Here is a 25,055-nt window from a genome sequence, read left to right on the forward strand (position 1 = left end):
CACTATCCCTCTAATTCTTTGGCAATTTCCAGGTCAACCCAGATATCATCATCGGCATCGTCCAGTACCGGAGCATCAACCACCGCATAGGACCAGTCATTAATCACCTCAAGCGCACCGCCGAGCATCAAATTCAAATTTCCGCACAATTCTGTCGCCTCTTTCCGGGACCACTGTTCTTTCTCCAGCAAACTGCGATAAAGCTGGCTATGTGCGGAGTCTAGCCCCCCCGCCTCCGTTAATGAGGCTGGAGCGCTTTCTGGCTCTTCCGGTTCTTCTTCGGTGAAAATTGTGTTCAGCAATTTACGAACATCATCCGTGGCAGATTCGTGGCGGGCAAGTACATTAGCATCCAGTGTGAACCCTACTGCTGGCTGATCAGTTGGTACAGACGAGACGAGATCATGTTCAGTTGCGGAATGCTGATGGATATTGCTCGAGACAGATGAGGGATCCAGCCCCAAACTTGAATAAATCTTCTCAAGCTGTTTGATTTCGGCAGGCGCTATTGTCCTATCCGAACAGGCAACACTAACGATAACTTTACCCACAGCAGCTTTTTCCGCGGCCCCCATCAACTCAATCCTGCTTTTCATTCCTGTCATATTGGCTGGGGTATGAAGTTGCCACGTTAAATACGCATGTAGAGAGCGTTTTTCATCATCGGTGAAGCCAGTATTGTTGTTGATGGCATTCTCAAGCACTTTCTGTTCAGCTTGATCAAGAGAATCGTCAATCAAGGCGACCATCGCCCCTAATCTGAGCGTCATTACTGCTGAGATAAATTCAGAAGAAGGTGAGAAGCGTCCACCTTCGGCGGCAGGGAATAGAACAAGTGTCCCATCAACATCCGCCTTCACATGGTGATAATACGGGTCAGGTGCCAGACCGTAACCCATCTTCAGAGCAAAGGCCTGCATCAAATCGGCCTCTTTTTTATTGATCTTATTGGGGCAACTGGCATTCATATGTGCCCAAAAGTCAGCAACTGAGACTAACCCCTCCTTGACGAGGATCGCCTCATCAGCCCAGCGTTTGAATGAGCTTAATATTTTTTCTGCGCTTTCATTAACGATCTCTGAAGGGAGCAACATAATTGCAGCCGTATCATTGACTGACGTACCTTTCCTACCAAGGTAGCGACTATAAGCATCAAGTTCATCCGTACATATGTCGGCAAGAGCCATAATTTTCTGGACAGGGCTCTTCAACGCACTTGGATCAGGCAGGTCGGGAACAGGGAGTCGAACACCTCGCAAACTAGGACTTGCTGGTGTGTAATCTAACCTTAGGCGCGTTTTATTCGCCTTAACGACCATCCCTTCACCATATTTGAGGGTGTAACGCCGTTTGAAAAGCGCAGCAAACTCTTTAGCACAGCGGCGAGCCGGGGTACGCAGCGAATACTCGGTGTGGTTTATTACCCAGTTCAACGCCAGTTCAGCTGATACAGGAACTCCTTCATGTACAGTTTTTGCCAGAGCCAGCTTAAATTGCATGCTGTTGCTGAAACCTGAATTGCTATCGAGCTCAGTGGCTAAGCCCATGTTCGGGCGCAGAATAGACATGGCTTCGAGTAACTGGGCCGAATATCCACGGAATGAGCGGTTCTCAATGAATACGGATCTTAACCGAGCGACTTCTTTGAACAGATTACGGAACTCAGCATCAGGGAATTTTGGGTCAGTGGAATCTATGAGCGCTTTTCTTTCCAGGCCGTAGAGGTAGATAAAAACATAGCCGATAGGACACGATGGATCAGACCTATCGCTGGCGAGCCAACTGACATACGCACCGCGTGCTTCTGGGGAAAGAGAGGAAAAACTGGGCCAGTATCCTAATGAACTGTCCTCGTAAAGATAAGAAGTAGGTTTTATCTTACATGTGTCATCAATTAATGATGCCTCATTTCCATCGTCATAATAGCCGCCTGATTCCTGACCGGAGGGCTTCATACGTTGCCCCAAGTAAATGTGGCCACCGCTAATTGCTACACCAGCTACAGTTATCATCTCACCCGGAAGTACCCATCGAGCTAGTGCACCTGCTGACTTTGAGGTGTTCCGGTAATGATTGGTTGTCACCCGAAGTTCAACACCCCGGCCACCGCTCAATGTAAAAGTTGCAAGGTTATCGTCTTCACTATCATCGTTTCGCACAACCGTCTCTTTTTTCTTGATGTCAGCGAGCCATTCTTTTGGCGGTGCTTTCACGGGGCTTGAAGCATAAGACTTTGGAGATTTACGTTTTTTCTTTCTAAAAAACAACAAGTAAATTACTAAAATCGCCGCCAGAAACTTCAATAACTCCATGATATATAACCTTAAAATCATTCTCCATTCACATTTGAAATGTGGTAGGGAATGCATGGCAAGTGGATTAATCTCAAAATAATACGTCTAAATCGCTAGGGTTAAAAGCAAATCGCAATTAAAATTAACCAATTGATTTAAATGACAAAAATCATTGAATAATTTACTTAACCAGAAGTGAATTTTTAAGGAGTAAAAAGCCTGCTGGGCCATTCGCCTAAGAATGATGTTGTACTAATGCTAGGTTAACATACGAGCAAATATACTGCGGATGCAGAACTGACCGCTGTATGATGACATTTACCTAGTCGTTGAGAATTTCGGTAACTATTGGAAAGCCGTTAGAGACTGTACATTCTCGGATTTTAAGAGTAGCTGGTTTAGTTTTGTGTAATAGCTGCGTCAGGTCAAACCTGATCTATGAGCAGATATAGCGAGGGGCCCCACGCTGATTTTTATCAACTAATTAAGCTATGAGCTGAGTTGTGCCGAAGTTAAGATATCCTCATCACCTACGTTGATGAGCTGAAGAGCATCTCTGACGCCATTAATGCAGTTTATCCGGAGAGCGGATTAAGTTCTGTATCATTCACATGGTGCGTAATAGCCTGCGGCTCGTATCTTAGAAGGACTACAAAGCATTAACCCATGACCTGGGGTACCAGCGGCAGAGGCGGTTTTACACGACGAATACCATTGCCAGATTGGACAGTATGATCCGGCATACCATTAAAAAGTGCAAGGTACTCCCGACAGATTACTCATTAAAAAGTTGTATCGCTATCAACCCTGTCAGTATCGCTAAAAAGACGATGATGTTCAGGGGAGCTCGTATCGTCTTATTATCAGCTCTATGCTCTTCTGCACAGCCACATCTGAGAAAAGGCAGTCACATTGAATCACGTACGCGCTCTCAAGGTACCGGACTATCGATTTTGCGACACCCCGATACGTTTTTGTACTGCCTTCGCGAACGCCGCCTTCACTCTTTTGTCTTTGACTGACCATTCAGCCAACAACTTGCTCTGGCTTGCCTCCACCATTGCCGCGTCCCGTGAGTCGTTTTTATCCTGTGCGGAAGGCCATCCATGCTCCTCAATATAGGGCCTTAACGCTTTAATAATTGCGTTGATGGCATCGGTTTTAGTTTCCCAGCCCTCAGGTTGCGCTTCCAGGTGTTTTATCACTTCGTCTTTAACGCCATCAAAACGTGTCGCTTTGACCTTTCCGCCATAAGCAGAATTGAGTTTATGCCGTTCCTTGATTCTTTTACCTGCTGCGGATTCACTGCGTTTCAGACCGCGATCCAACAACGCGATAGCCTTCAGCATTAATTGCACCGCATGATCTGGATCAGATTCGAGAGCCGATGTTCCCTGCTCCCAGTATTGTTCAGCCTCAGACATATCGTTCCTGATCCCCTTTATCATCCATTCTGAAAGACTGAAAATTTTCAGATAACGCCGCCATTTTTTCTCTCCGTGCTCATCAGCAAGTCGCCGCGCTAAATCTTCATCCTTCGTTTGTCTCCCTGTTTGTAGCACGATAACAATTTCAGTATCTTTATTCAGCCATTGCCTGGCGATATGTTTCTGTCTGACCCCGAGATGAAAACGTAACGCTTTCCTCTTTTTACGAAATACGATGAGTAACTCATCAGGGGTAAAATCCCTGTCTAAATCAGCCATGAAGTCCCTCTTTTCGAATGACAATTTCTATACTCCAGTAAATTTCCTTGCCTGACACCTGGAACGACTCATTCTTGCCCTTAGCCAGACGCTTCCGACACCATTTTCGAAAAAAAACATTCTGTCACCAACAAAAAACGGGAAAAAAACCCTAAAAAAAAACCTATCTCGTTGTTATAAAATGCCTTTTTTGCTACAGCCACCAGGCGGGTGCCATTACCTGTTCCGGCACCATACAATTGCGTCCATATCGAAAGAACAGGGGGAATTAACAGATATGTCTGTACAAGGTATCAGGATACTGCGCATACGCGCCGTTGTTAACAAAACGGGCATCGCCCGCTCAACCATCTATGACTGGATCAACCCGAAGTCACCGCGTTACGACCCGACCTTCCCGAAACAGCGCAGGCTGGGTATGCAGTCCGTCGGCTGGCTTGAGTCAGAGCTAGATGCATGGCTGCTGGAACGCCAGCAGCCATCATAAGCGATGAGATAGTATTGGTAAAAATTAAAGGAGGATACGCAGGTTATATAACAACGTCTCTGATTTAAATATGCGCTCGCTGCGACATATTTTTGCCAGTTGCAAGGAAACAGAATGCGATTATTTATTGGGTAAGATTATTACTTTAAATAAATTTTGACGCTTGGCTATTTTATTATATTCACAACTAACCCGTTACTGAAAACAGTAACCAAGGAGAATATTACATGCAGAATTTACTGCCATACACTGTCATTCCGAAAATGCCGGAGCCTTATATTCCCGTACAAAACAGAACCCCGGAGGGTTACCCTGTCTGCGCGTTCCCGCCGGTGATGCGGGATGTCATTGATGCTCTTTATAACGAGACGGGTATCCCGGCGGAACTGATAGCGGGGGCCGTACTGGCAGCCGCTTCCCTCGCCTGTCAGGCTCATATTGAGGTGGTACCACCACACTCATCGGATCCGATGCACTGTGCACTGTATCTACTGACGCTGGCGGTCTCAGGAGAAGGTAAGACCAGTATCAGCAAAAAAGTGATGAAACCTTTTTACCGGTTCTCTGAGCAAATGAAGCAGCAGCACGACAGTCTGATGAAGACGCACCTGCGTGCTGACAATATCTGGAAAATACACCAGAAAGCACTGACCAGTAATCTGTACACTGCCATCAAAAACGGTTATGAGGGGATGGAAGAAGAACGGCTGTTAGATGAGCATGCAGAAACCCGGCAGCAGCCTCCAGCCCGTCTGGCGATGCTTTATGATGACACCACCGCAAAGGCGCTCCTGGAAGGTCTGAGCCGGTACTCTGAAGCCGGGGTGGTCTCAGATGAGGCAATTACCTTTTTTAAAGGGTATCTGAAAAACAACCTCGGTTTACTGAATAAAGCCTGGGACGGGGAGACCTATGAATACCACCGCCCGGGCGGCGAAGAGTACGATATCAATGCCTGTCTGACCCTGGCATTAATGGTTCAGCCTCCGGTCTTTGAAAATTACTGCCGCAACCACGGTGAACTCAGCAAGGGGAGTGGTTTTCTGTCACGGTTTCTTTACATCAATACCATCAGCACACTGGGTCGTCGCCGCACCAATACAGGTCACGCTCAGTCTGATGAAGCATTAAATGTATTCCACCAGAAAATAAACCAGTTACTTGATAAGCAGAAGGTGCGTTTTTATAGTAACGACTCGCAGAAACAAACGCTCAGGTTATCTGATGATGCGACCGCTTACTGGGCAGAAAAACAGTCAGAGCTCAGCCGTAAAGCAGCCCCCGGACAACAGATGGAACATATCAGTGAAATTGCAGCCAAAGCGGGGGCGAATGCCCTCAGGGTTGCGGCCATCCTGACATATATGTATTCATCTGAGAGTTTATGTATTTCGCGGGGGGTAATCCAGGCCGCCTTCAACATTGTGGAATGGCATCTTGAAGAAGCGGAAAGGCTTTTTTTCCCTTCTTCTGAACGGAATGCATTTATGGAAGACGTTTACGAGATGTTCAGGTGGCTTAAGGAGAAATTTCTCGATGATAAGGGATATCCATTCAGGAAAAATGAGGTAAACCGGAACGGCCCGAATCGGTTGCGTGACGCCAGTAAATCACAATCTGTTCTGGAGCAGTTAATCGCACTGGGTCTGATTTGTTTTATTCGTCCGGGCCGTCATTCTGCGGTGTATATTGCCATGCCTTCCCTGGAAGATCGCCACTCATGGTGTATTCCACCGGCATTCCTGGAGAACGGACATAATCCGATTATTGCATCGCCAGAGAATGTTACTGGCAGGTATGGTTTTGAATACTTTGACTTTAACAGGCTGGAATATTAATCGGGACACCTCACTACAGACACCCGAATGGCCAGAGCGTAAACCGGTTAAATGTCTTCGAAAAACAGCCACAGAGGCAAAAACCCCACGCCAGTCGCGACTGGTCGCAATCCGCGCGGGGTTTTCTCAGAATACAGTGCTAAAAAACAGATAATGACGACTGGTGGAAAGCTCTGTGGATATGAACCATTAATAGCCATCAAAACATGTAATTTAACACAATGTGTTTTGCTAGTGTATTTCTTACTCATTTGAGACAAATACATTAACATTTAATTAACGTTGATTAATAAATATATTTAATGAGATATATAAATAGCATCATTGTTATTAACAATAAAAGCAAAGATATTATCATATTAAATAAGAGTTTAATTATGGCCGTATGTAAAAGAAATAACTGCATGGCACAGATCGGCCATTCACCCGCCGAACGGATATTACGGCTATGCCCGGCACATTATCAGGGCAGACAGTTAAATGCAGCCAGACGAACGGAAAGAGCAGCATTAATATGCCAGTATCCCGCCTGTGGTATCAGTATATCTGAAACCCGCAATCAGTTTTATTGTTGTAAGGAACATCGGGATAAAGCCCGGAGGTTAATCGATGACGATGCTATTATAAGACTGGTTAAGCACTCTTACTGGCTCAATGTGGAAGCTATGCTAAAAAATAATTCCCTTGGACTGGGGAGTATCACCGGTCCGACGGATATTGCAGACCTCATTCGGTTATATCAGCGCAAAGCTGGCCACCAGAAAACGTATAATACGCTGAACGGGCACAGAGTTGCTGATACGACAAAAAGGTTAATCCCCTGGCTGGATCTTGAGCTATGCCACATTTACCCTAACTCTAAGGGCGGTGCAAATATCGCCAGAAACATTATCATCGCACCTGCTGCTATAAACCGAATGATGAAGGATTTTATCCCCTGCTGTCAGTCAGGAGTGCTGAGTGGCATAAAAGCAATGGAAACACCTCAACCGGTTAAATCGACCTTACTGAAAGCGTTAACGGATAAATACGGTTCAGATGCTGTACAGGAAGCATTGTACGGAGTTAAGCATCTTGCCTTTGCTGATTTAAGTCTGTCACGCAGGCTATTTGACACTGATATTTACGCATTCCCTCCACTAACCCGTCTGTTAAAAGAGGAAGCCTTACGCCTGAATTTGATGTCACTATGGGAAACGCTGGTTTGTACCGAAGTCAGCGTCTGGCTTAATGCCGGGCCTGCGAATGAATTATTTTCCGTTGCCGCGTTTCATGCGTTGCTGAACGGCGACGGCGACCGCCTGCTGGAGCAATGTTATCGTTTAGTCGATGAAATCAGGGTGAAGCACAAGCGGGGGTCTCAACAAATCTACGACGAATTTCAGCATATACTCAGCCAGTACATGGCAAAATATTTTCACATTGACACCAGCGACCACAGAGCCTGTAATCTCTTCTATAACCGCTTTTTTAGTGTTCCTCCTGTCACAGAGGACGGTGTCTGCGCCATACCGCCTCAGTGATGCATTTCCTCAGCCTGTGTTCAATAAAATCTCAGATATATATCACCCTTCTGAAGTGAAACCGGACCATCGATAAACTCGGGCGAGGTTTACGGTAAATATATTTACTGAACCACGATCAATTTTGTCGATCGGTTCGATCGAATTTCATCGTTGTCCCCTTCTTTTTTGCAGCTATAAAATCCCAACGGGATGCTTATGACTGTCTGTCTTCTACTAAAAATCATGCAGATACCCTTTCCGGGTAGCGTTTTACGAAAACCAGAGGTGCACAAAAATGAACAGAAAAATGATTCACCCTTTACTACTGACCTGTGCGCTGGTACCGACAGTGGCAATGGCCTTCGGTAATCAAACCACCTGGACCCGGGGCTGGGGTCAGGGAGTATCAGAGTTTGTTATCAATGGGGAAAGTCAATCGCAACTGTCTCTGACCTGTGAGGATTACGGCTCGCAACCGGCCACAGTCATATTCACTGACGCCAGCGGGCATCAGGTCAGTATGGATGAAGATAAAAGCCTTCAGGTCAGTATCGACGGTGGAGCCCCCATCGACATCAGCGAATCTGGCAGTCGAGTGGGCGGTAATAACCTGGCGCTGGCCTGGGCTCAGCTACGTAATGGCAAACAGGTCTCAGTAACCGGAGACGGTGTTAAGGATGCCACATTCACGCTGGCTGGGGCAGCAAAGGTATTGCCAGTATTCGGGACCCACGGCTGCGTGGGTAAAGATGCACTCTAGCCTGCATCTGAATTTAATACCTGTTGATTACGTTATTTTTAAAAGGAACAGTTTATGAAATTTAAACACATGCTGGTGCCCGCACTGTTTGCACTGTCAGCCCTGGCGCTGGCTGAGCCAACGCCATCCATCAAAGTGGAGACCAGTAATCAGGTTCACCCTGCCGGAACACGCTACGTCACGGTCGTGGTCACTGCACTGGATAACACCGTGAAAGTCGAAAATATTGACGTGAACCGGGGAAACTGTCGCATTGCCAACCAGAAATATCTGTACTCCAGCAATAAAGAAACTATTTTGCCTGCCACCCTGCGTTACGGGCAGTCCGTCAGCGTGAGTTTTTATAATAACTGCGTGGCTTCAGAAGTCGTCGTCACTACTGATAAGGGGGGATGGCGTTACACTTACCACTGAGTCCCCCGCCCCTGATTAACGTTTCCCAACCTAAAAAATGCCACATGACCAATGGGCTGCCGCTGCGCAGTCCAGAGTAAATCCTATGACCTTTCTGAAAATGCTGGTGACGACCCTGGCCCAGGCACTGACCTGGTGCGGCGGGCATCAGGCCCGTCAATTTATTGAAATTCGTCTGCGTCAGGCAGGCTACGATGACAGCAGCATTGATACAGCCCGGGAAGCGGTCACGTTGCTGGTCACTGCACTTATCACCGCCCTGATGGCGCAGATACTGAAGATTCTGGATACGCTGTAATCCCGCCCTATCCGTTCATTGAGAACAACACATCCAGCCCCTGCCTCCTCACGGAGCAGGGGCTTTTGCTTTTACGCCTTCAGATTAATCAGATGAGGAATCAACTATGCGATTAGCCAGCCGTTTTGGTCGGGTGAACCAGATTCGCCGTGACCGTCCCTTAACCCACGAAGAACTGATGCAGCATGTCCCCAGCGTCTTCGGGGAAGACAAGCACGACTCCAGAAGCGAAAAGTACACCTACATACCCACCATTACCCTGCTGGAGAACCTTAAACGTGAAGGGTTCCAGCCATTCTTTGCCTGTCAGTCACGAGTGCGCGACCAGAGCCGACGGGAACATACAAAGCATATGCTGCGCCTGCGTCGTGCCGGTCAGATAAACGGTCAGCAGGTACCGGAAATCATCATTCTGAATTCGCACGATGGCGCATCAAGTTTTCAGTTACTGCCGGGAATATTCCGAAGCGTCTGCACCAATTCGCTCGTTTGCGGACAGTCGTTTGGCGAGATCCGCGTGCCACACAGGGGCGACGTTGTCGGGAAGGTGATTGAGGGGGCCTATGAGGTTCTCAGCGTCTTTGACCGGGTGGAAGAGAAACGTGACGCCATGCAGTCCCTGCAACTCCCGTCACCCGCACAACATGCACTGGCTACAGCGGCGCTGACATATCGTTTTGGGGAAGAGTACCAGCCAGTAACCGAAGCGCAAATTCTTGCATCCCGCCGCTGGCAGGACGAGAGCGATGACCTGTGGACCACTTACCAGCGCATTCAGGAAAACCTGCTGAAAGGCGGGCTAAGTGGCCGTACCGCGCAGGGTAAACGTACCCACACCCGCGCAGTAAACGGGATTGATGGAGACGTTAAGTTAAACCGTGCGCTCTGGGTGATGGCGGAGAACATGCTGAACCTGTTGGACAGGTAATCACCCGCGCCCCACCACCGAAATCAATCCCCGGCCCGACACTTCCATTCAACATCTCCATGCATAAGGAAAATTAACATGACCGACATTATTAATATTAACGATAACCATCAGCGACCTCTGCAGGCTGGCGATAACGGTTCTGCACCTGCTCTGGCAGCCACGCCCGTACCGGACGAACAGCGTGTGGAATTCTGGCCGCAGCACTTTGGCAACATCCCGCAGTGGATAACCCTTGAACCTCAGGTCTTTGCGTGGATAGACCGGTTCTGCGCTGACTACAGCGGCGGTATCTGGAATTTTTATACTCTCAGCAACGGCGGGGCCTTCATGGCTCCGGAAACGGACAACGATGCCTTCTGGTCGCTGTTCAACACCATGAATGGCAACGCCGCAGACATGAGCGCCGAAGCTGCAGGGATTGCGGTCTGTCTTATCGCTTACAGTCATCATGCATGCCGCACAGAATGCGACGCCATGACGGAGCATTACTGGCGCCTGCGTGACTATGCGCTGCATCACCCGGAATGCAGCGCCATCATGCGCATTATCGACTGAGCGTTCCGCCATGCCGTATGAACTGTCTCACCTTAATGACCTGTGGGATGCGCTGGGGAAAACAACGGTCGGGGATGAGGACGGTGACCTTGTGACCGACGAACCCTTCCTGCATTTCCCGACAGGTACCCCTCTCTTCCATATCTGGTCATGGTTTGAATCCCTGCACGACGGGTTCGTCGTTGCCGTGAAACTGTACAACACATCCGTCCCGGATACGTCAACAGACAGGAAAAGCAAATGAATACCACCACGTGTCCCCCCGACAGCGGGGAAATATCTCCCACCGCACAGCGCACCATCAGACGCGCACTGACCCTGCTGGAACGCCAGTTACGCGAACCCGGCGAGGCATTCACCTCCTGCCAGGCGGTCCGTGACTGGCTCCGTCTGCAGCTCACCACGCTGGAGCGTGAAGTCTTCATGGCGCTCTTCCTTGATAACCAGCATCGTCTTATTGCTCATGAAACGCTCTTCACCGGCACCATCAACCATACGCAGGTACATCCCCGTGAAGTGATAAAGGCAGCACTGAAACACAATGCGGCTGCCATCGTACTTTCACACAATCATCCTTCAGGTTATGCGGAACCCGGCCATGCCGACCGACTGCTCACTGGCCATCTGAAACAGGCACTTAAACTCGTGGATATCTGCCTGCTGGACCACCTGGTCGTGGGAGGCATGGACATCGTCTCGTTTGCCGAGCGAGGCTGGCTTTAGGGAGAGAATTACGATGAAAATCATCAGCAAACGTCAGGCAATGGCGATATACCGCCAGCATTCTGAGTCCCGGCTGTTTCGTTTCTGTACCGGGAAATATAAGTGGTCCGGCAGTATCTGCCATTACCACGGCAGGGAAGTGCAGGATATCCGGGGTGTGCTGGCCGTGTTTGCTGAACGCCGACAGGACCGCAATGGTCCGTATGTGATCCTGCGCAGCGTCATCCTGAACTGACTTACCGTTAAGGAGTACTTACATGCAGAAAGCAACCCGTGTAATCAACCATAACATCACGGAACCCTGGTGGGGCCTCAGACGCAACATCACGCCGTGTTTTGGTGCACGGCTGGTACAGGAGGGTAACCACCTGCATTACCTTGCTGACCGCGCCAGCATTGCCGGGACATTTAATGACGCAGATTTACGCCATCCGGACCAGGCATTTCCGGTACTGATGAAGCAGATGGAGCTTATGCTGACCAGCAATGAACTCACGCCCCACATTCAGCGCTGCATCACGATCCACGCAAAAGGGCTGATATGTGAGGCCGATACGCTCGGTTCCTGTGGCTATTTGTATATCGAAATTTATCCGGCGTCTGCAACAACCGCATAAACCCCGGACGCTTTTCCTTCGTCAAAAGAGTGCAAACCATGCAAATACAATCCCTGCCCCCTCAAAGGGCGGCATCGTCACGTCTGTCATCAGTCAAAATCTGGCAAAAATTACTGGAGTATCTGCTGGAGCAACACTACGGCCTTACCCTCAACTACACACCGTTTGGCAACGACAGTGTGATCCAGAAACACATTGATGCGGGAATCTCACTGTGTGACGCTGTGAATTTTATCGTGGAAAAGTACGACCAGGTGCGTACTGACCGTCACGGCTTCAGCGTGAAAGAGCAGTCTCCGTTTATCGGCAGCCTTGATATGCTCCGAGCCCGGAAGGCTACCGGGCTGATGACCCGCAAGGGATATAAAACCGTTACTGACATCACAGGTGGCAGATTCAGCGGAGGGAAATAATGACGTTAGCCCTGATCGTTGACGCCAACACCGTCAGCGATCAGCCCCTCAGATACCAGTACAAAGACTGGCACTTTTATCAGATCTCCATTAGTTGAAACAGATGTTCGCTCAAACAGCGCGTATGGCGGTAACACCTTAACGGAGATATCCGTCTGAGGTAGAAGAGGGTGTGGCAGGACGCCGCCAGAACATCAGGGGCCGTATCGTCTGTCAGGATGGGGCTTAATTCCGGGGCGTTCAGTAAAATGAAACATTTCTCCGGGAGCATGCCGTCGGCATTTCCTTTCGGAAAACTACCGCCCAGATACAGTAACACAGCCAGCAGGCGAAACTGTCGGGTGAGTACCGTTTCAGTGTCCCAGTAATGTGCGGCTATCCACAGGCATTCCCGCAGCATAAACTGTCGGGTCCGTCGGGTGAGGTCACCGCCTTTATCATACCAGTGTTCGACGATATCCCTTGCGGAGCGAATGGAGTCATCACCCGTTGTCGCAGTTTGCCACGACCGCGCCAGAAGCGTTGCGATATCCATGGATTAACGCCGCACCTGCGAAACGGCTGCGGGAGTATTGCGGACACCAGGCAGATAAATATTGCGGACCAGCTTCAGGAGGAAAAAGACATCGCTCAGGTTGCTCACGCCGGATACCAGATGGCGAAGGGCTATCCGCGCACGAAAACGCGCCCGGACCGCCAGCCGGTCATTCACCTTGCGCCGGTACAGGCCCAGAAAATGGCGGCTTTCCACCAGCGCATGCCTGACCAGCGCTCGTCTGACAGATCGGTACTGCGTCTGTGTACTGAGTGCCAGAATATCTGCAATCACGTCGCAATAGCTGAACGCGCGGATATCGTAATAATCCGGGCTGTGGGTAATTGACGCCGGGTTATTCACCCACAGGTAATCCTGTCTGTCAGAGAAATAAAATCGGCCATCTGCGGCGGCAAGCTGTATCGTCCAGAGAATGTCCTTGTGGCTTTTCCCTTCCTGGAATCGCAGGTCATGCTCGCGAATATACGCTGAACGGATTATCTGCAGCCACAGATAATGCGGCCATTCCCTCTGACTGACGCAATGGCATATCCACTGCTGACCCGTCAGCGTCTGACCGTAAGGCTGTCTGCGGTGAACGGTATGCCGCAGATGTCCGGCGCTGTCTGTATGCCGGGCATTGAAAAGGACGACATCGGCCTGTGCTTCGCGGGCTGTGCGCAGCCGCTCCTGCAGAAAATCTGCCACAACCCGGTCATCCGCATCTAGGAACACCGCCCATTCACCACGGTGAATCGCCAGTGCAGCATTACGGGCAGCATACACGCCCTGATTTTCCTGACGAATGAGAATAAGCCGTTCATCTGTAATGGCGCTGAGTAGCGTCCATGTTTCGTCGGTTGAACCGTCATCCACAACAATGATTTCAGTACTGAGCGTTGTTTCGCCAAGCAGTGTATGGACCAGAGCTCCGATGCTGTCAGCTGCATTGAAGGCAGGAATGATGACGCTGATATCGATGTTGATTTTCATTGATCAAAGGGAATGTAAACAGAGGGAAGCTTCAGAGTTGTTACCCCATCAGGGGCAATAACCTGCCGGGTAAGAAACATTGTCAGGAAGAGCGTCCCGGTGATTTTCGTGCTGGTGTGGACACCACTCGTTTTTCTCTGATTTCCTGGTTAACCACCATCAGACAGCCATCGCAAAATTCTTTATCAAGCCCGAAAATCCGGTCCAGAATGCTTCTTTTCTTGTTACATCTGGCACATCTTTTCATTCCATCACCTGCTGTCGCATTCCCATGCCGTGCCCGCAGGACAAAAGAAGTCCGCCCGCCAGAAGACAGGAAATAAATTAATAAACAATACGTTAAATGAGCTTTTTGGAATTTATCACAGGCACTACCGGGCCGGATAATTCATTTTGCAGATCAATTTTTACTAATCGATCGGTTTAATCGATCATCTTTTTCACTCTGCGTTACACGCCATCCGTTTTCCTGCTCTCTTTACCGGCGCGATGGGTTTGTCGATCAGGAAAGGATGCACTACCAGTTGGATAGTCAAACCATTCTCGATAACTGACATTATGTGGAATAGAAAATCTACAAAAATTATTAATGCTTTGAATGGCTGCTATGAGCAGACATGTCTGCCCCCTGATCGACTCTTTCGTGCCAGGAGCGGACATAATGAATGCTATGGCTTATTAGATCGGATATCTAAAAGCTCATGGCTCGTCTGGATGGAATAATTTCAAATGTTAACTGCAAGATAATAAGTATAGTGATTGAGACCAACCTGCACCTTTTATAATTACATTTGAATTCTTGTAACTTATATGATACGAATCACAAAAATCAATATTGTAAATATAATAAGGGCTTACACATGTTTAGGGTTTTGTTAGCTAGTGTTCTTTGCTTAAGTTTAACAGGGTGCGGATTGCCTAAATCCCATGCCAAAACTGAACATGAGTTTCTGATTACCCCAGGTATCGGCATAAAGAATCTGTCCTTAAATGACTCCATTCAGCACGCCAAAACCCAATTCTCCGGAGAATTTGTAGTAAAGGATGGTTACTTATTGCTTCCCACTAAGGGATTAGATGCGTCATATGGAGAGGATGGAAGAATAAGAGCGATTTTCCTCTACTACAAGTTACCAAGATATGTGACTTTTGACGGTATAACTGATAAGGGTATAGGAAAAGATAGTTCTATAAAAGACGTTCTTAAGGCTTATGGACACCTACTCGTGAAGGCGATAGTATAATTGACCTGCCCCCAGGATTAGATACAACGCTCACTTAGTAATGTCGGATCCTTCACTATCAGAATTACCCTTTCTCCAGCCCGCCGCAAATTCAGACGGCGTCTGATAATTCAGCGTGGAGTGCGGGCGACATTCGTTATAATCCTGACGCCATTCACTGATGGTTTTCCTGGCATGACTGACGTCACTGAACCAGTGTTCATTCAGGCATTCATCGCGAAAGCGTCCGTTAAAGCCCTCAATAAATCCGTTCTGTGTCGGCTTGCCGGGCTGAATAAGTCGCAGCTCCACGCCATGTTCAAAGGCCCATTGATCGAGCGCGCGGCAGGTAAACTCCGGGCCCTGATCAGTTCTTATCGTAGCCGGATAGCCGCGAAACAGCGCAATGCTGTCCAGTGTCCAGAATACGCGTGACCTGCACGCCTGAAATCCCAAAGGCAACAGTGATAGTCAGGCATTCCTTTGTGAAGTCATCGACGCAGGTAAGGCACTTGATCCTGCGACCGGTAGCCAGGGCATCCATGACGAAATCCATCGACCAGGTCATATTGGGCGCCGCCGGGCGGAGCAGCAGACGTTCTGTTGCCAGCCCTTTACGACGACGTCTGCGTTTTACGCCCAGCCCGTTCAGATGATAAAGGCGGTACACGCGCTTGTGATTAACATGAAGCCCTTCACGGCGCAGTAACTGCCATATGCGGCGGTAGCCAAAACGCCTGCGCTCCAGTGCCAGCTCAGTGATGCGCCCTGATAAATGGGCATCAGCAGCTGGACGCTGCGCTTCGTAGCGGCAGGTCGACAGGGATAAACCTGTGAGTCTACAGGCGCGACGTTGCGACAGACCAGTCGCATCACACATCAACACCACGGCTTCGCGCTTCTGGTCTGTCGTCAGTACTTTCGCCCAAGAGCCACCTGAAGCGCCTCCTTATCCAGCATGGCTTCGGCAAGCAGCTTCTTGAGTCTGGTGTTCTCTTCCTCAAGCGACTTCAGGCGCTTAACCTCAGGCACCTCCATACCGCCATACTTCTTACGCCAGGTATAAAACGTGGCGTCGGAAATGGCATGCTTGCGGCAGAGTTCACGGGCAGAAATCCCGGCTTCAGCCTCGCGGAGAATACTGATGATCTGTTGGTCGGAAAAACGCTTCTTCATGGGGATGTCCTCATGTGGCTTATGAAGACATTACTAATATCGGGGTGTACTAATCAACGGGGAGCAGGTCACTAAATCCATCAACCCGGCTCAGAAGTCTCTTTGCTTTTGAGATAAGAGTCGTATTTCCACCCGCAGCTTTTGTCAATGCTGTAGCGATGACTTCAAGTAGGGCAGCACGAGCATCGTCGTAGCCCTGATAAAGCCAAGAGTCAAAATTAATTACTATCCAATCTTTGTCATCTTGCTCAAGTTTTTGCTCTATCAGTTTCAAAAGTGAAGATTTGCCAGCCCCCCAGTTACCAAAAATGCCTATTGATACTGGCAACATATTTTCGGTAGTAAGCACATCTACTGCTAGCTGAGATACTTCACCAAAATTTAGGTAATCCTCTGATGATTCCTTATCTGACCACATCTATTATTTATCCTTTATTTCTCTCGACTGATGGAAGTTTCAAATCAACCAGGGCAAAGTTTTTTAAAGATGTATGTTTCGGTTCTCAACTTGTTAGGGGTTTAACTCAACCATCTGATTTTACTTTAAATTCTCGGATAAGTGATATGTCCTAGGATCGCACAAATCAGCCTGTAATCGGCTACATAGAAGACCTCATGGTCCTCAGTACTTTGCTCACCGATGAAGAAAATCTGAGCCCTGTCTTTTAGCTTTTTCTTCCCCGCATCCTTCGCTTCTTCTTGGGCGGCCTCCAACTCGTTTCGAAGTGCTGTGCGTTTAGCTTGGGACCAGCCGCTCCATTCCACATGGAGTTTGTAACTTCGAGAAGGCCTGAGCTTTCCGGATTCATCTTTAACCCATTCTCCCGAAAGAGGAATGACAATCCGATTCTCATCTTGCTCAAATTTCTGCCACAACAACTGTGAGTAGAAAACTCGCGGTTCCGGATAGGGCTGAATCGGATCTTTAAGTTTTTTAAAGACAGTCATGTAAGTATCGGCATCAATATCCGGTATATGTAGTGACATACCTCGATCATACGGGAAGCGAATAAACGCTCTACAAATCTGACGAATAGCATTAACCGGACGACGCGATTGCCGAGTTGGGGTATTGCCTTTACTGGATGTTGATGATGCAGAACGTGTTGTGCTCGAATTGTTTTCACCACCCGTTGAGTCAGGATCAACAACTGGACGTTTTTCAATCAACTTTAACCCTGCTGGCATCAAACCCGGTGCGCTGTCCAAGAGATGGCGGACGCTTTTCTTCTGGCCCTGCTTAGCAACAGTGCTCTCAGCATCAGCATCGCAGTTAATGTGTTCTTTTCCTGGCATTTTATTAAACGACGGTCTTTTCTTACTGCCTTTTTGCCAAGCGGAAGGATACATTTCGATTCCGCATCCCCAGCAGACATAACCACTGGTATCAACGATATCCAACAACCAGAGCTCTTCAGCATCCACTTTTTCTCCGGTGCGTTTGTCACGAGCAGATTCCATCCTTTCCTCCTAAAATGAACAGCCCTCGAGTTTTCTCAGGTTGAGATCCCAACAGCCCTGCTTTATCACCTGGCCCAGCGCTGTTAGGTTACCTGGTTATCCGCATCTCAGATGCCGTCACCCCTTCAGGTGTTGGAACGAGTGACCACAAGCGTGCATCAATGCCATCATTTTGCAGTTTGCGCATGAAATAACGCGCCTGAAGGGCATCATGTGTTGCAATTACAACCTGGAAGCCATGATCAACTATGTAATCACGCAGTAAATCGAATACGGACGCTGCGTGGACCAAGTCATGATGCTGTGTTGGGTCATCCAGAAGCAGGCAGCGCCATGAGGACCACTGGTGTTCCAATGCCATGGAGAGCAAGAAGGTAAGCTGTAGATCAGTTAGCTGAGCTTCGCTGGCTATCGCCGGAACCGGTACTGACTCCCCATGTAACGGAACAGATACTTCAGCATGTTCCTTTCTGTAGATACTGCGAAAACCCAAACTGGTGCCAGTAAAGCGCTGTTCTCTGACTACGCGTTTGAGCAAAGCCTGCCACCTTGGAACGACAGAGAGCACATGTTTTTGTACATTCGAGATCTCAGTAGATAGGCAACGATTGAGCGTCTCCATCGCTTCAGATAATTGCAGCAACTGCATCTGATTTGTTCTCTCGTTATCAATTCGCTGGCTAAGACTTGTAGCGAATTCCTGCTCCGATGATGTTCCTCGGCGACGATCTATAAGCCCTTGTGCCAAACGAGTCTGTTCCAGCTTGCTCCAAGTACCAATCTCAATTTTGAGTGTTTGTAACTGTTCTGAATGTCGGGACAGGTCAGCAACGGATGACTGCAGTTGAATCTCTTTACTGCTCGCCACTTCGAGAGCGGGATCGCCGGGAAAGGACAGTTGTCTCCATGAATACCGGATTGAGGCTAACTGAACCTGAGCGTCAGTGATCTGCTTTTCGAGGCCATTTATCTTATTATTAACTTCAGCTAAAGGGATATTCTGTCTATCCAATGCAGATTGCTCAGCCTCAATTTTTGATTTTAATTCAGCTAGTTGAATTGTATTTTTGTTTTGTTCAGTGGATAAATCAGCCAGCGTTTTTGAAGGGAGTGCCCCTGCTGTTATTGCAGCTAATGCAGCGGTTGTTTGTTCAAGGCTAGCCAAGACTCCGGCCCGATTCTGCCGCGCAGTATCCAGTTCGCGAGTCGACGATTGGTATGCGTTTTTAGACGCTTCCAATATTTCAGGTGTCGGTAAGGGGGCAAGGTTAAGCTGTTTTTCGTCAAGCTGCTGTTTAGCTGAAGCATTTGATTCTTCGCGACGTTGGATAGATGCTTTCGCTAGTTGTACCGTATCTCCGTCAAGAAGGATGTTTGTTTTGAGTTGATTGATCTCCGCTACTGAGCGAACGATATCGCCTCGCAGTTCAACAATTTTACTCTGGCACGTTTTCAATTCTGTTTCGGTATGCGTCACTGTTTCTGTGCATTTCCGCAAGTGATCGGATGCTATTTTAACGCGCTGTTCTGCTTCGATGACTTTGGGGTCTATAGCCTCTAATGATCTAGTAACGCGTTCATGAAGAACGGCAGCGCCGTGCTCCACTCCACATAAAGGGCAGTCCCCTCGATCCTCTGGTAAATGTGCGGCAATGGTGGCTACGGATTGCCTTATAGAGTCAGCAGTAGACGTGAGCATCTCATGGAACTGCTTCGCTGAAAGCTCATCTGTTTCAGCTGATACCTTTAACGAGTTCGCGGTATGGAGATGCTCCTGAAGTACACGCTCCTGAATTTCCTCATTGCTAACCAAGTCGGTAATTGTCGCAATATGTTGAAGAATGTCTTCCCAGCGCTTGATAAGTTGATGAGCAGTAAGTACTTCACTATCTACAAGCTGCAGAGACTTACGCTGTTTATTTATAAGTTCATGCTCAATACGGAGCTGTTCGTTCCCCTCATGTACGTGCCTCAAGGCTGATGCTTGAGACTGGGCGTCGACCAACGCTTTGTCAGCTGACGCCAAGTCAAGCTTACGTTGTTCGAAGGCCTCTTTGGTTCGCGCCTCACTATTGAGCCGGTTAAGCTGCTGTATAATTACATCACGTTCTGCTTCAGCTGTGACGAGTTCCTTCTGGAGTTTATCTTTTTTATCAACTAGCTGAGATCGTACCTGTTGTTTTTGTATCAGCTCCTCTTTAGCAGTTATAAGCGCATTACCAAGCTGCTCAGAACGCGCTTGCTCAGAAACGAACCGGCCAATTAGTCCATCCACTTCCATAAGCGCTGAAATCTGTTCGCGAAGTCGGCTCAGTTTTGCTTGTACTGTTTGCTCTAATGCATCGTGCATAGTTTCCAGATTGCTGATACCCACTGGCGGAACTAATAAACCTACTGGCAATTGTTCTGCACTCTGAGTATTGCGAGCGATGTCTGAGATTGATTCTGCGATGTTTTCTTTACTGCGCAGGGCCCCCTGAGATTGTGATGCGGCCTGGTCCCGATCAAGAATCAGACTTTGCCATTCCGCAAACTCAGCTTCCAGCGCCTCAAGGGCTCCCTTTGCATGCTTCAGCTTCTCAGTGAGAACGCGGCGAATGCCGCCAAGAGCATTACTAACGAGGGTTCCATCTTTACCGATTGGCAAGCGAGCCAGTTGAGCGCCCGCAACTTTTGCATCCGCTTTGACCAGCCATTGTCCCTCGCGCTGATCCAGTAAGTGGGTAAGTCTTAATAAAAAGGGGATGTCCTCCGACTTCGTATCCGGAAAAAGAGAGCTTAAATCACCAGTCCTTTCGACGTTACCTCCGTTGCTCACCTGCGCAGAGGCTTGTACATCCCCAAAATCCAAGACCACCTTAGCGACTGTCTGGCTGTCCCTGATAATGGGTGAGAGATTCTCGCCTAGACGAGAAATATTACCCGTGAGGCTAAATTCGATCGCTTCGAAGAAGGCCGTTTTCCCCGTACCGTTAGGGGCCAGTAAAATGGTTGCACCGCCACTGAGCTCAATTTTGGTGTCGGTACCGTATCGGCGGACGTTTGAGAGCGTGATAGATTTAAGTTGTTTCATTGAAAGTCCCGTTCTCCAAACATCATATCCCTCAGCGCATTAACAATTTCATCGCCAGATTTCTCAGAAAGCAACAATTCACGCCATGTTTCGAGGTGAGGTTCTACCCAGGAATGTGCTTGACTCATCGAGTTCAGAGACGCTAGCAGAGGATCGCTGATATCATTCCCACCTCTCGCAGGTGTTAAAGACGCCAGAAAACTTCGATCAAGGAAGGAGTCAATATCTTCCTGCTTTCTGAGTACCACCTTCCTGCAAAATCGATCGTCCGTTTCAAAACGGGCAGCATCTTCTGACTCAACTCCATCGATGAGCATAAACATGTAAAGGTCTGCTGTCTGCGGCTCTGCAAGTATGTCCCGGATATCAGCGGCCCACCGGAAAGCACTCTGGATATTATCCACGTTACTAGGAAATGCTGTGATCAGTACTGTTCGCCATCCAGCATTTTCCCGATTAATGCGCCTGAGTTGTATTACAGTCATGCCGATATCAATTGAGGGTGAAACCATTTCGTCCACATCTGGAAAATGAACTTTATAGCGGCCCTTAGCACGCTCGGTTATAGCAGTAACGAGTTCTTGGATTGTCGGCATTTCAGGATCCCTTCGCATTCTTCTCAATGGCCAAATCACGAGCGAGCTTTCGATCTTGCCACTGCTTAGTGAAATGTTGGCGTACGGAGTCAAGTGTTCCGTTATGTAAATGACGAAACATACCAGACCGCGTGATGAGCAGGTGAGGTTGACGCTCCGCGGCCATACTGGTCGCGGTCTCTGCGTCGTCAGCCATTCCTATATTCAATAATTCTGATGGGGATGTACTCACACCCGATAAGATAACGATGGGATCCGGATTAGGGCCAATAACGTCTATTAACGGATCATCAGAAAGCTCACGTACTCCCGAAAAACCACCCGCAGGACCAGACCAGTACTTAAGAGCAATGCTCAATACTGGGCCACCTTCCTGAAAAGATTCCCAGTTATTACTGCCCTCAGGCAAACCCACTGCAACCAGTAATAAGGTTTCAACAGCGGTAACAAGAAGATTTAAAGTACGAAGGCCCAGGCGAAGCGCATGCTTTTCATTTTTTCTCTCAGTTTTCGGATAGAGAAGCTGCTCCATGAATTTTCGGCGGTTTTCAGGTGCAGCTGAGAACCCGCTCAGCCATGACTGCCAAACCGTCTCCATCGCATCTGCTAGCGCCAAATCTGAGATTAAGCCAAGTTTTTCTGAAACCCCTTGGAGAAGGCGTTGCCACAGCACGTCGTCCATGGCTTTAGCAAGCGCTTCAGCTTCACCTCGAGCAGCACTTAATGTCTTAAATTCATAATCCTGTGCACACGATAGGCGTTCGGCATTTTCAAGCCAAGGCAGGTCACTGAAGTCATGTTCTGCACAGCCAAGTGTGTGTCCAATTTCATGACCAACGCTACTGCGCCACGCTGGTTCACCTAACATCAGCCCCTGACTGCCTTGGGGTAAATGCAAAGCCATACGCACAATGGCAGAAAGAAGAGTCAGATTATCGCCTGCTGGGGGGGAGTAATTGGCATACACTCTGAGCTTGCGGTTACCGGGCTCACGGCTCCACATGTGCTCAACGACTCCTTTTGCGGACCTTTCTGTTGGACCGGCAAGATCAAGCGTTCCGGCTAATGACCAAGTTTTACTAGTCATAGTAGAACCATCGCTTAACTGATACTGCACCCAAGTTTCAAAATCAGGGCGCAGTTCACTTCGCAGTTCCTGGACGACGTCATGGCATCCCAAGGCTGCTACGTCAGATGTTTCTGCCGCGATATAGGTAATTAAACGGTCCAGTGTACGATTCGGATCGCTGAAGTAACGGCCAAGCGTGTGAATTGTCCGATCTTTTAATGCCGCATCGTTACCGATACAACTGATTTGAACCCGGCGAAGGACATTTCGTATTTGGTTCCAGTCTTCGAATCCGCACCAGGTTGTTAGCCATTGATAAGCCCTCGTGGTTGGGCCATCCTGACGCTTAGCTAACTCCTCTACACTGAGTCCTGTTTGGCGACAAAGATCAGAGACTTCTTCTAAATGATTAACTGTAAAATTATCTTTTATCTGAAGGTGCAGACCCACGAGGGTGAGTCTGAACTCACGGTTGGGAGATTCATCAAGTTTTCCCGCTTTCGCGATTCTGGCAAGACTGGAAAACGCCGAGTCTAAAACGGAATTAGCTGGAGAGGTGGGTGAGGAACCCTTTCTGGGTTTTTTAGCGAGTTGTACAGCTTTATCAGGATCTTTGGTACAAAAGTCAGTTGACTGGCGTTTGATCTGTAAATGCTCATAGTGGTCTGTGGTGTGCATAATTACCACATCGTCCCACTCGTCAATGCCACCTTGTTCAGCACCAATCGACAGAGGCGACAGCCTTCCACTTAAGAATTTCTCAAGCATGTCCGCCAGAAGTTGAGCTATCACCAGCTTTTCGTAGTCAGACTTCCGCTCTAACCGGAACCTTCTGAGCATTCAGATTTTCCTTATTGCATTTTCTGCCCTGAAAAAATATCGGATATGCTAACTGAATTAGCAAGGGTTTTATAGAGAGCTTGATTTCATCTTGCAGTAAGAAATAAACGTTTTTTTATGATTCTTTGTGGCTTACAGCGCTGATAACCTCTTGATGACATATAAATTGAGTAGCGTACCAGTTAGCGATGTGGTCGCGTGCACACACGCCCCTTTGCGATTTAGCCTGCAAGTGGGCGAGCGTGTTATGCCCCTTGTTGATCTATCCCCCATACGCCTGCTATCGCCGCTGGCGCTTTTTATTGACGGAGAAAATCCATGACGACCCAAAATCAGTGTGAACTGGTAGACAGTTTAAAAGCCAGACGAGCTATGAAGGAAACAAGAACTTAAGGTGTACCAGTCTTTTTCCCACAACCCATATCTTTACTGGGCAAAAAAGGTAAAAATACTTTTAGGCACCACATTAGGCACCATCACAAAGTTGAATTATAATTTAGATCATATACTTCAACCAATTACGGCACCAATTCAGACTCCGCCAGCCCACCACTTTTTAGTTGTTTGAAGTACAATGAAGTCTACTAAGCCCGCACAGCACAAGCTCTGCGGGCTTTTTCATGTCTATTGTCGTCCAGTGAGAATTGCTGAGAACTATCACTTATGGCACCCTGAATGGGACCCACAACGAAGGGTCCAAAAACCGAGGGTCCCAAAATGGCAAAAATCGCTAAGAAGCTCACTGACACTGAAATCAAAAGCACCAAGCCAGCCGACAAAGAAATCAACTTGTTTGACGGTGATGGCTTGATCTTACGAATTGCTCCTTTGTCGAAAGGAGGCAAGAAAAATTGGTATTTCAGGTATGCAGTGCCAGTGAGTAAGAAAAGAACCAAAATGAGCCTTGGGACCTACCCTCACCTCACACTGGCAAGAGCAAGGGCCTTGCGAGATGAGTACCTCTCCTTGCTTGCCAATGGCATTGATCCTCAAGTCCATAACAACGATAAGGCTAATGCCTTAAAGAATGCTACTGAACACACTCTCCAAACCGTGGCAAGGAAATGGTTGGATGAGAAGGTAAAGACCTCAGGTATCTCACAAGACCATGCAGAAGACATCTGGCGAAGCCTGGAGAGAAATATCTTTCCCGGATTGGGTAATGTTCCTGTCAATGAGATCCGACCCAAACTCTTAAAGCAACATCTTGACCCTATTGAGCAACGAGGAGTCCTCGAAACTTTACGGCGAATAATTTCCCGATTAAATGAAATTTTCCGTTATGCAGCAACTGAGGAACTTATCGAATTTAATCCGGCTGACAACCTGGGGCAACGGTTCAGTAAGCCTAAAAAACAGAATATGCCAGCATTACCCCCTTCCGAACTCCCCCGCTTCCTGGTTGCTCTAAACAATGCTTCTGTAAGTATCCCAGCTTTAGTTCCAAACACTTTTTGAGATTTCCGGTTTCTCAGCCATCAGCCGATATTCTTCCGGCGTCAGGTTATTCAGGGATTCATGAGGCCGCTCACTATTGTATTCATTTAG

The 25,055-nt window shown here is 48.3% G+C and carries 22 protein-coding genes and 3 pseudogenes; 14 read left to right on the plus strand and 11 right to left on the minus strand.

The window, feature by feature from the left end; all coding sequences use genetic code 11:
• Positions 1 to 2 precede the first annotated feature (2 nt).
• A complete protein-coding gene (locus tag GVK32_RS24210; RefSeq protein WP_159873022.1) occupies positions 3 to 2,312 on the minus strand; it encodes a TerB N-terminal domain-containing protein in 2,310 nt (769 codons plus the stop codon).
• A 926-nt stretch (positions 2,313 to 3,238) separates the two neighbouring features.
• Positions 3,239 to 4,000: a hypothetical protein gene (locus GVK32_RS24215; protein ID WP_004114617.1), complete on the minus strand. Its 762-nt coding sequence runs from the start codon at positions 3,998 to 4,000 to the stop codon at positions 3,239 to 3,241.
• Between the two features lie 277 nt (positions 4,001 to 4,277).
• Between GVK32_RS24215 and GVK32_RS24220 the strand changes: the two genes are divergently transcribed.
• The 12 genes from GVK32_RS24220 (at position 4,278) to GVK32_RS24275 (ending at position 12,541) form a co-directional block, all read left to right on the plus strand.
• Positions 4,278 to 4,487 (plus strand): AlpA family transcriptional regulator, encoded by a 210-nt coding sequence (locus GVK32_RS24220; RefSeq protein ID WP_032755279.1) that lies wholly within the window; start codon positions 4,278 to 4,280, stop codon positions 4,485 to 4,487.
• A 227-nt stretch (positions 4,488 to 4,714) separates the two neighbouring features.
• Positions 4,715 to 6,325 carry a YfjI family protein gene (locus GVK32_RS24225; protein ID WP_159873024.1) on the plus strand — a complete coding sequence of 537 codons (1,611 nt, stop codon included), beginning with the start codon at positions 4,715 to 4,717 and terminating at the stop codon, positions 6,323 to 6,325.
• Positions 6,326 to 6,729: 404 nt separating this feature from the next.
• Positions 6,730 to 7,848 (plus strand): hypothetical protein, encoded by a 1,119-nt coding sequence (locus tag GVK32_RS24230; protein ID WP_227697892.1) that lies wholly within the window; start codon positions 6,730 to 6,732, stop codon positions 7,846 to 7,848.
• Positions 7,849 to 8,125: 277 nt separating this feature from the next.
• Positions 8,126 to 8,590 (plus strand): hypothetical protein, encoded by a 465-nt coding sequence (locus tag GVK32_RS24235; protein ID WP_102811929.1) that lies wholly within the window; start codon positions 8,126 to 8,128, stop codon positions 8,588 to 8,590.
• 54 nt (positions 8,591 to 8,644) lie between these two features.
• On the plus strand, positions 8,645 to 9,004 hold the full coding sequence (locus GVK32_RS24240) for a hypothetical protein (protein ID WP_004136901.1): 360 nt from the start codon (positions 8,645 to 8,647) through the stop codon (positions 9,002 to 9,004).
• A gap of 85 nt (positions 9,005 to 9,089) precedes the next feature.
• Positions 9,090 to 9,302 carry a hypothetical protein gene (locus GVK32_RS24245; RefSeq protein WP_004136899.1) on the plus strand — a complete coding sequence of 71 codons (213 nt, stop codon included), beginning with the start codon at positions 9,090 to 9,092 and terminating at the stop codon, positions 9,300 to 9,302.
• A gap of 106 nt (positions 9,303 to 9,408) precedes the next feature.
• Positions 9,409 to 10,230, plus strand: coding sequence for a DUF932 domain-containing protein (locus GVK32_RS24250; RefSeq protein ID WP_102811930.1), 822 nt, complete (start codon positions 9,409 to 9,411; stop codon positions 10,228 to 10,230).
• A gap of 78 nt (positions 10,231 to 10,308) precedes the next feature.
• A complete protein-coding gene (locus GVK32_RS24255) occupies positions 10,309 to 10,788 on the plus strand; it encodes an antirestriction protein (protein WP_032755291.1) in 480 nt (159 codons plus the stop codon).
• 240 nt (positions 10,789 to 11,028) lie between these two features.
• Positions 11,029 to 11,511, plus strand: a complete 483-nt coding sequence (radC, locus tag GVK32_RS24260; protein WP_159873026.1) for a DNA repair protein RadC — start codon at positions 11,029 to 11,031, stop codon at positions 11,509 to 11,511.
• A gap of 13 nt (positions 11,512 to 11,524) precedes the next feature.
• Positions 11,525 to 11,746, plus strand: coding sequence for a DUF987 domain-containing protein (locus tag GVK32_RS24265; protein WP_032755299.1), 222 nt, complete (start codon positions 11,525 to 11,527; stop codon positions 11,744 to 11,746).
• A 22-nt stretch (positions 11,747 to 11,768) separates the two neighbouring features.
• Entirely contained in the window at positions 11,769 to 12,128 is a 360-nt protein-coding gene (locus GVK32_RS24270; RefSeq protein ID WP_159873028.1) for a type IV toxin-antitoxin system YeeU family antitoxin, read from the plus strand.
• Positions 12,129 to 12,166: 38 nt separating this feature from the next.
• The gene (locus GVK32_RS24275; RefSeq protein WP_159873030.1) at positions 12,167 to 12,541 is read left to right on the plus strand and encodes a TA system toxin CbtA family protein; all 375 of its coding nucleotides are present in this window, start codon (positions 12,167 to 12,169) and stop codon (positions 12,539 to 12,541) included.
• 79 nt (positions 12,542 to 12,620) lie between these two features.
• Here GVK32_RS24275 and GVK32_RS24280 read toward each other — a convergent pair whose 3' ends face one another.
• Together GVK32_RS24280 and GVK32_RS24285 are read right to left on the minus strand one after the other, a co-directional pair.
• The gene (locus GVK32_RS24280) at positions 12,621 to 13,076 is read right to left on the minus strand and encodes a hypothetical protein (protein ID WP_227697893.1); all 456 of its coding nucleotides are present in this window, start codon (positions 13,074 to 13,076) and stop codon (positions 12,621 to 12,623) included.
• A 3-nt stretch (positions 13,077 to 13,079) separates the two neighbouring features.
• The gene (locus tag GVK32_RS24285; protein WP_159873032.1) at positions 13,080 to 14,069 is read right to left on the minus strand and encodes a glycosyltransferase; all 990 of its coding nucleotides are present in this window, start codon (positions 14,067 to 14,069) and stop codon (positions 13,080 to 13,082) included.
• Positions 14,070 to 14,929: 860 nt separating this feature from the next.
• Between GVK32_RS24285 and GVK32_RS24290 the strand changes: the two genes are divergently transcribed.
• The gene (locus GVK32_RS24290; RefSeq protein WP_112216470.1) at positions 14,930 to 15,313 is read left to right on the plus strand and encodes a hypothetical protein; all 384 of its coding nucleotides are present in this window, start codon (positions 14,930 to 14,932) and stop codon (positions 15,311 to 15,313) included.
• Positions 15,314 to 15,343: 30 nt separating this feature from the next.
• On the opposite strand, the pseudogene GVK32_RS24295 reads toward GVK32_RS24290, so the two are convergent.
• From GVK32_RS24295 to GVK32_RS24320, 6 genes and pseudogenes are all read right to left on the minus strand, one after another.
• Positions 15,344 to 16,468 (minus strand): annotated as a pseudogene (locus GVK32_RS24295) (IS3 family transposase).
• Positions 16,469 to 16,517: 49 nt separating this feature from the next.
• Positions 16,518 to 16,886 (minus strand): P-loop NTPase fold protein, encoded by a 369-nt coding sequence (locus GVK32_RS24300; RefSeq protein WP_227697894.1) that lies wholly within the window; start codon positions 16,884 to 16,886, stop codon positions 16,518 to 16,520.
• Between the two features lie 125 nt (positions 16,887 to 17,011).
• Positions 17,012 to 17,929 carry a hypothetical protein gene (locus GVK32_RS24305; RefSeq protein ID WP_159873034.1) on the minus strand — a complete coding sequence of 306 codons (918 nt, stop codon included), beginning with the start codon at positions 17,927 to 17,929 and terminating at the stop codon, positions 17,012 to 17,014.
• 88 nt (positions 17,930 to 18,017) lie between these two features.
• Positions 18,018 to 21,002, minus strand: coding sequence for an AAA family ATPase (locus GVK32_RS24310; protein ID WP_159873036.1), 2,985 nt, complete (start codon positions 21,000 to 21,002; stop codon positions 18,018 to 18,020).
• Positions 20,999 to 21,598: an ABC-three component system middle component 1 gene (locus GVK32_RS24315; RefSeq protein ID WP_025107322.1), complete on the minus strand. Its 600-nt coding sequence runs from the start codon at positions 21,596 to 21,598 to the stop codon at positions 20,999 to 21,001. The genes GVK32_RS24310 and GVK32_RS24315 overlap by 4 nt, the downstream gene beginning before the upstream one ends.
• A 1-nt stretch (position 21,599) precedes the next feature.
• Positions 21,600 to 23,507 carry an ABC-three component system protein gene (locus GVK32_RS24320; RefSeq protein ID WP_025107321.1) on the minus strand — a complete coding sequence of 636 codons (1,908 nt, stop codon included), beginning with the start codon at positions 23,505 to 23,507 and terminating at the stop codon, positions 21,600 to 21,602.
• Positions 23,508 to 24,224: 717 nt separating this feature from the next.
• On the opposite strand from GVK32_RS24320, the pseudogene GVK32_RS24325 reads away from it, so the two are divergent.
• Positions 24,225 to 24,938 (plus strand): annotated as a pseudogene (locus GVK32_RS24325) (integrase arm-type DNA-binding domain-containing protein); the annotation flags it as partial.
• 6 nt (positions 24,939 to 24,944) lie between these two features.
• On the opposite strand, the pseudogene GVK32_RS24330 reads toward GVK32_RS24325, so the two are convergent.
• Positions 24,945 to 25,055 (minus strand): annotated as a pseudogene (locus GVK32_RS24330) (integrase); the annotation flags it as partial.

Source organism: Klebsiella sp. 18074 (genome assembly GCF_902705905.1).
GTDB classification, from domain to species: domain Bacteria; phylum Pseudomonadota; class Gammaproteobacteria; order Enterobacterales; family Enterobacteriaceae; genus Klebsiella; species Klebsiella terrigena.

Excerpts from the sequence above, each read along its gene's own strand:
- GVK32_RS24210 (WP_159873022.1), bottom strand. The coding sequence starts at position 2,312 with ATGGAGTTATTGAAGTTTCTGGCGGCGATTTTAGTAATTTACTTGTTG.
- GVK32_RS24215 (WP_004114617.1), bottom strand. The coding sequence starts at position 4,000 with ATGGCTGATTTAGACAGGGATTTTACCCCTGATGAGTTACTCATCGTA.
- GVK32_RS24220 (WP_032755279.1), top strand. The coding sequence starts at position 4,278 with ATGTCTGTACAAGGTATCAGGATACTGCGCATACGCGCCGTTGTTAAC.
- GVK32_RS24225 (WP_159873024.1), top strand. The coding sequence starts at position 4,715 with ATGCAGAATTTACTGCCATACACTGTCATTCCGAAAATGCCGGAGCCT.
- GVK32_RS24230 (WP_227697892.1), top strand. The coding sequence starts at position 6,730 with ATGGCACAGATCGGCCATTCACCCGCCGAACGGATATTACGGCTATGC.
- GVK32_RS24235 (WP_102811929.1), top strand. The coding sequence starts at position 8,126 with ATGAACAGAAAAATGATTCACCCTTTACTACTGACCTGTGCGCTGGTA.
- GVK32_RS24240 (WP_004136901.1), top strand. The coding sequence starts at position 8,645 with ATGAAATTTAAACACATGCTGGTGCCCGCACTGTTTGCACTGTCAGCC.
- GVK32_RS24245 (WP_004136899.1), top strand. The coding sequence starts at position 9,090 with ATGACCTTTCTGAAAATGCTGGTGACGACCCTGGCCCAGGCACTGACC.
- GVK32_RS24250 (WP_102811930.1), top strand. The coding sequence starts at position 9,409 with ATGCGATTAGCCAGCCGTTTTGGTCGGGTGAACCAGATTCGCCGTGAC.
- GVK32_RS24255 (WP_032755291.1), top strand. The coding sequence starts at position 10,309 with ATGACCGACATTATTAATATTAACGATAACCATCAGCGACCTCTGCAG.
- radC (WP_159873026.1), top strand. The coding sequence starts at position 11,029 with ATGAATACCACCACGTGTCCCCCCGACAGCGGGGAAATATCTCCCACC.
- GVK32_RS24265 (WP_032755299.1), top strand. The coding sequence starts at position 11,525 with ATGAAAATCATCAGCAAACGTCAGGCAATGGCGATATACCGCCAGCAT.
- GVK32_RS24270 (WP_159873028.1), top strand. The coding sequence starts at position 11,769 with ATGCAGAAAGCAACCCGTGTAATCAACCATAACATCACGGAACCCTGG.
- GVK32_RS24275 (WP_159873030.1), top strand. The coding sequence starts at position 12,167 with ATGCAAATACAATCCCTGCCCCCTCAAAGGGCGGCATCGTCACGTCTG.
- GVK32_RS24280 (WP_227697893.1), bottom strand. The coding sequence starts at position 13,076 with ATGGATATCGCAACGCTTCTGGCGCGGTCGTGGCAAACTGCGACAACG.
- GVK32_RS24285 (WP_159873032.1), bottom strand. The coding sequence starts at position 14,069 with ATGAAAATCAACATCGATATCAGCGTCATCATTCCTGCCTTCAATGCA.
- GVK32_RS24290 (WP_112216470.1), top strand. The coding sequence starts at position 14,930 with ATGTTTAGGGTTTTGTTAGCTAGTGTTCTTTGCTTAAGTTTAACAGGG.
- GVK32_RS24300 (WP_227697894.1), bottom strand. The coding sequence starts at position 16,886 with ATGTGGTCAGATAAGGAATCATCAGAGGATTACCTAAATTTTGGTGAA.
- GVK32_RS24305 (WP_159873034.1), bottom strand. The coding sequence starts at position 17,929 with ATGGAATCTGCTCGTGACAAACGCACCGGAGAAAAAGTGGATGCTGAA.
- GVK32_RS24310 (WP_159873036.1), bottom strand. The coding sequence starts at position 21,002 with ATGAAACAACTTAAATCTATCACGCTCTCAAACGTCCGCCGATACGGT.
- GVK32_RS24315 (WP_025107322.1), bottom strand. The coding sequence starts at position 21,598 with ATGCCGACAATCCAAGAACTCGTTACTGCTATAACCGAGCGTGCTAAG.
- GVK32_RS24320 (WP_025107321.1), bottom strand. The coding sequence starts at position 23,507 with ATGCTCAGAAGGTTCCGGTTAGAGCGGAAGTCTGACTACGAAAAGCTG.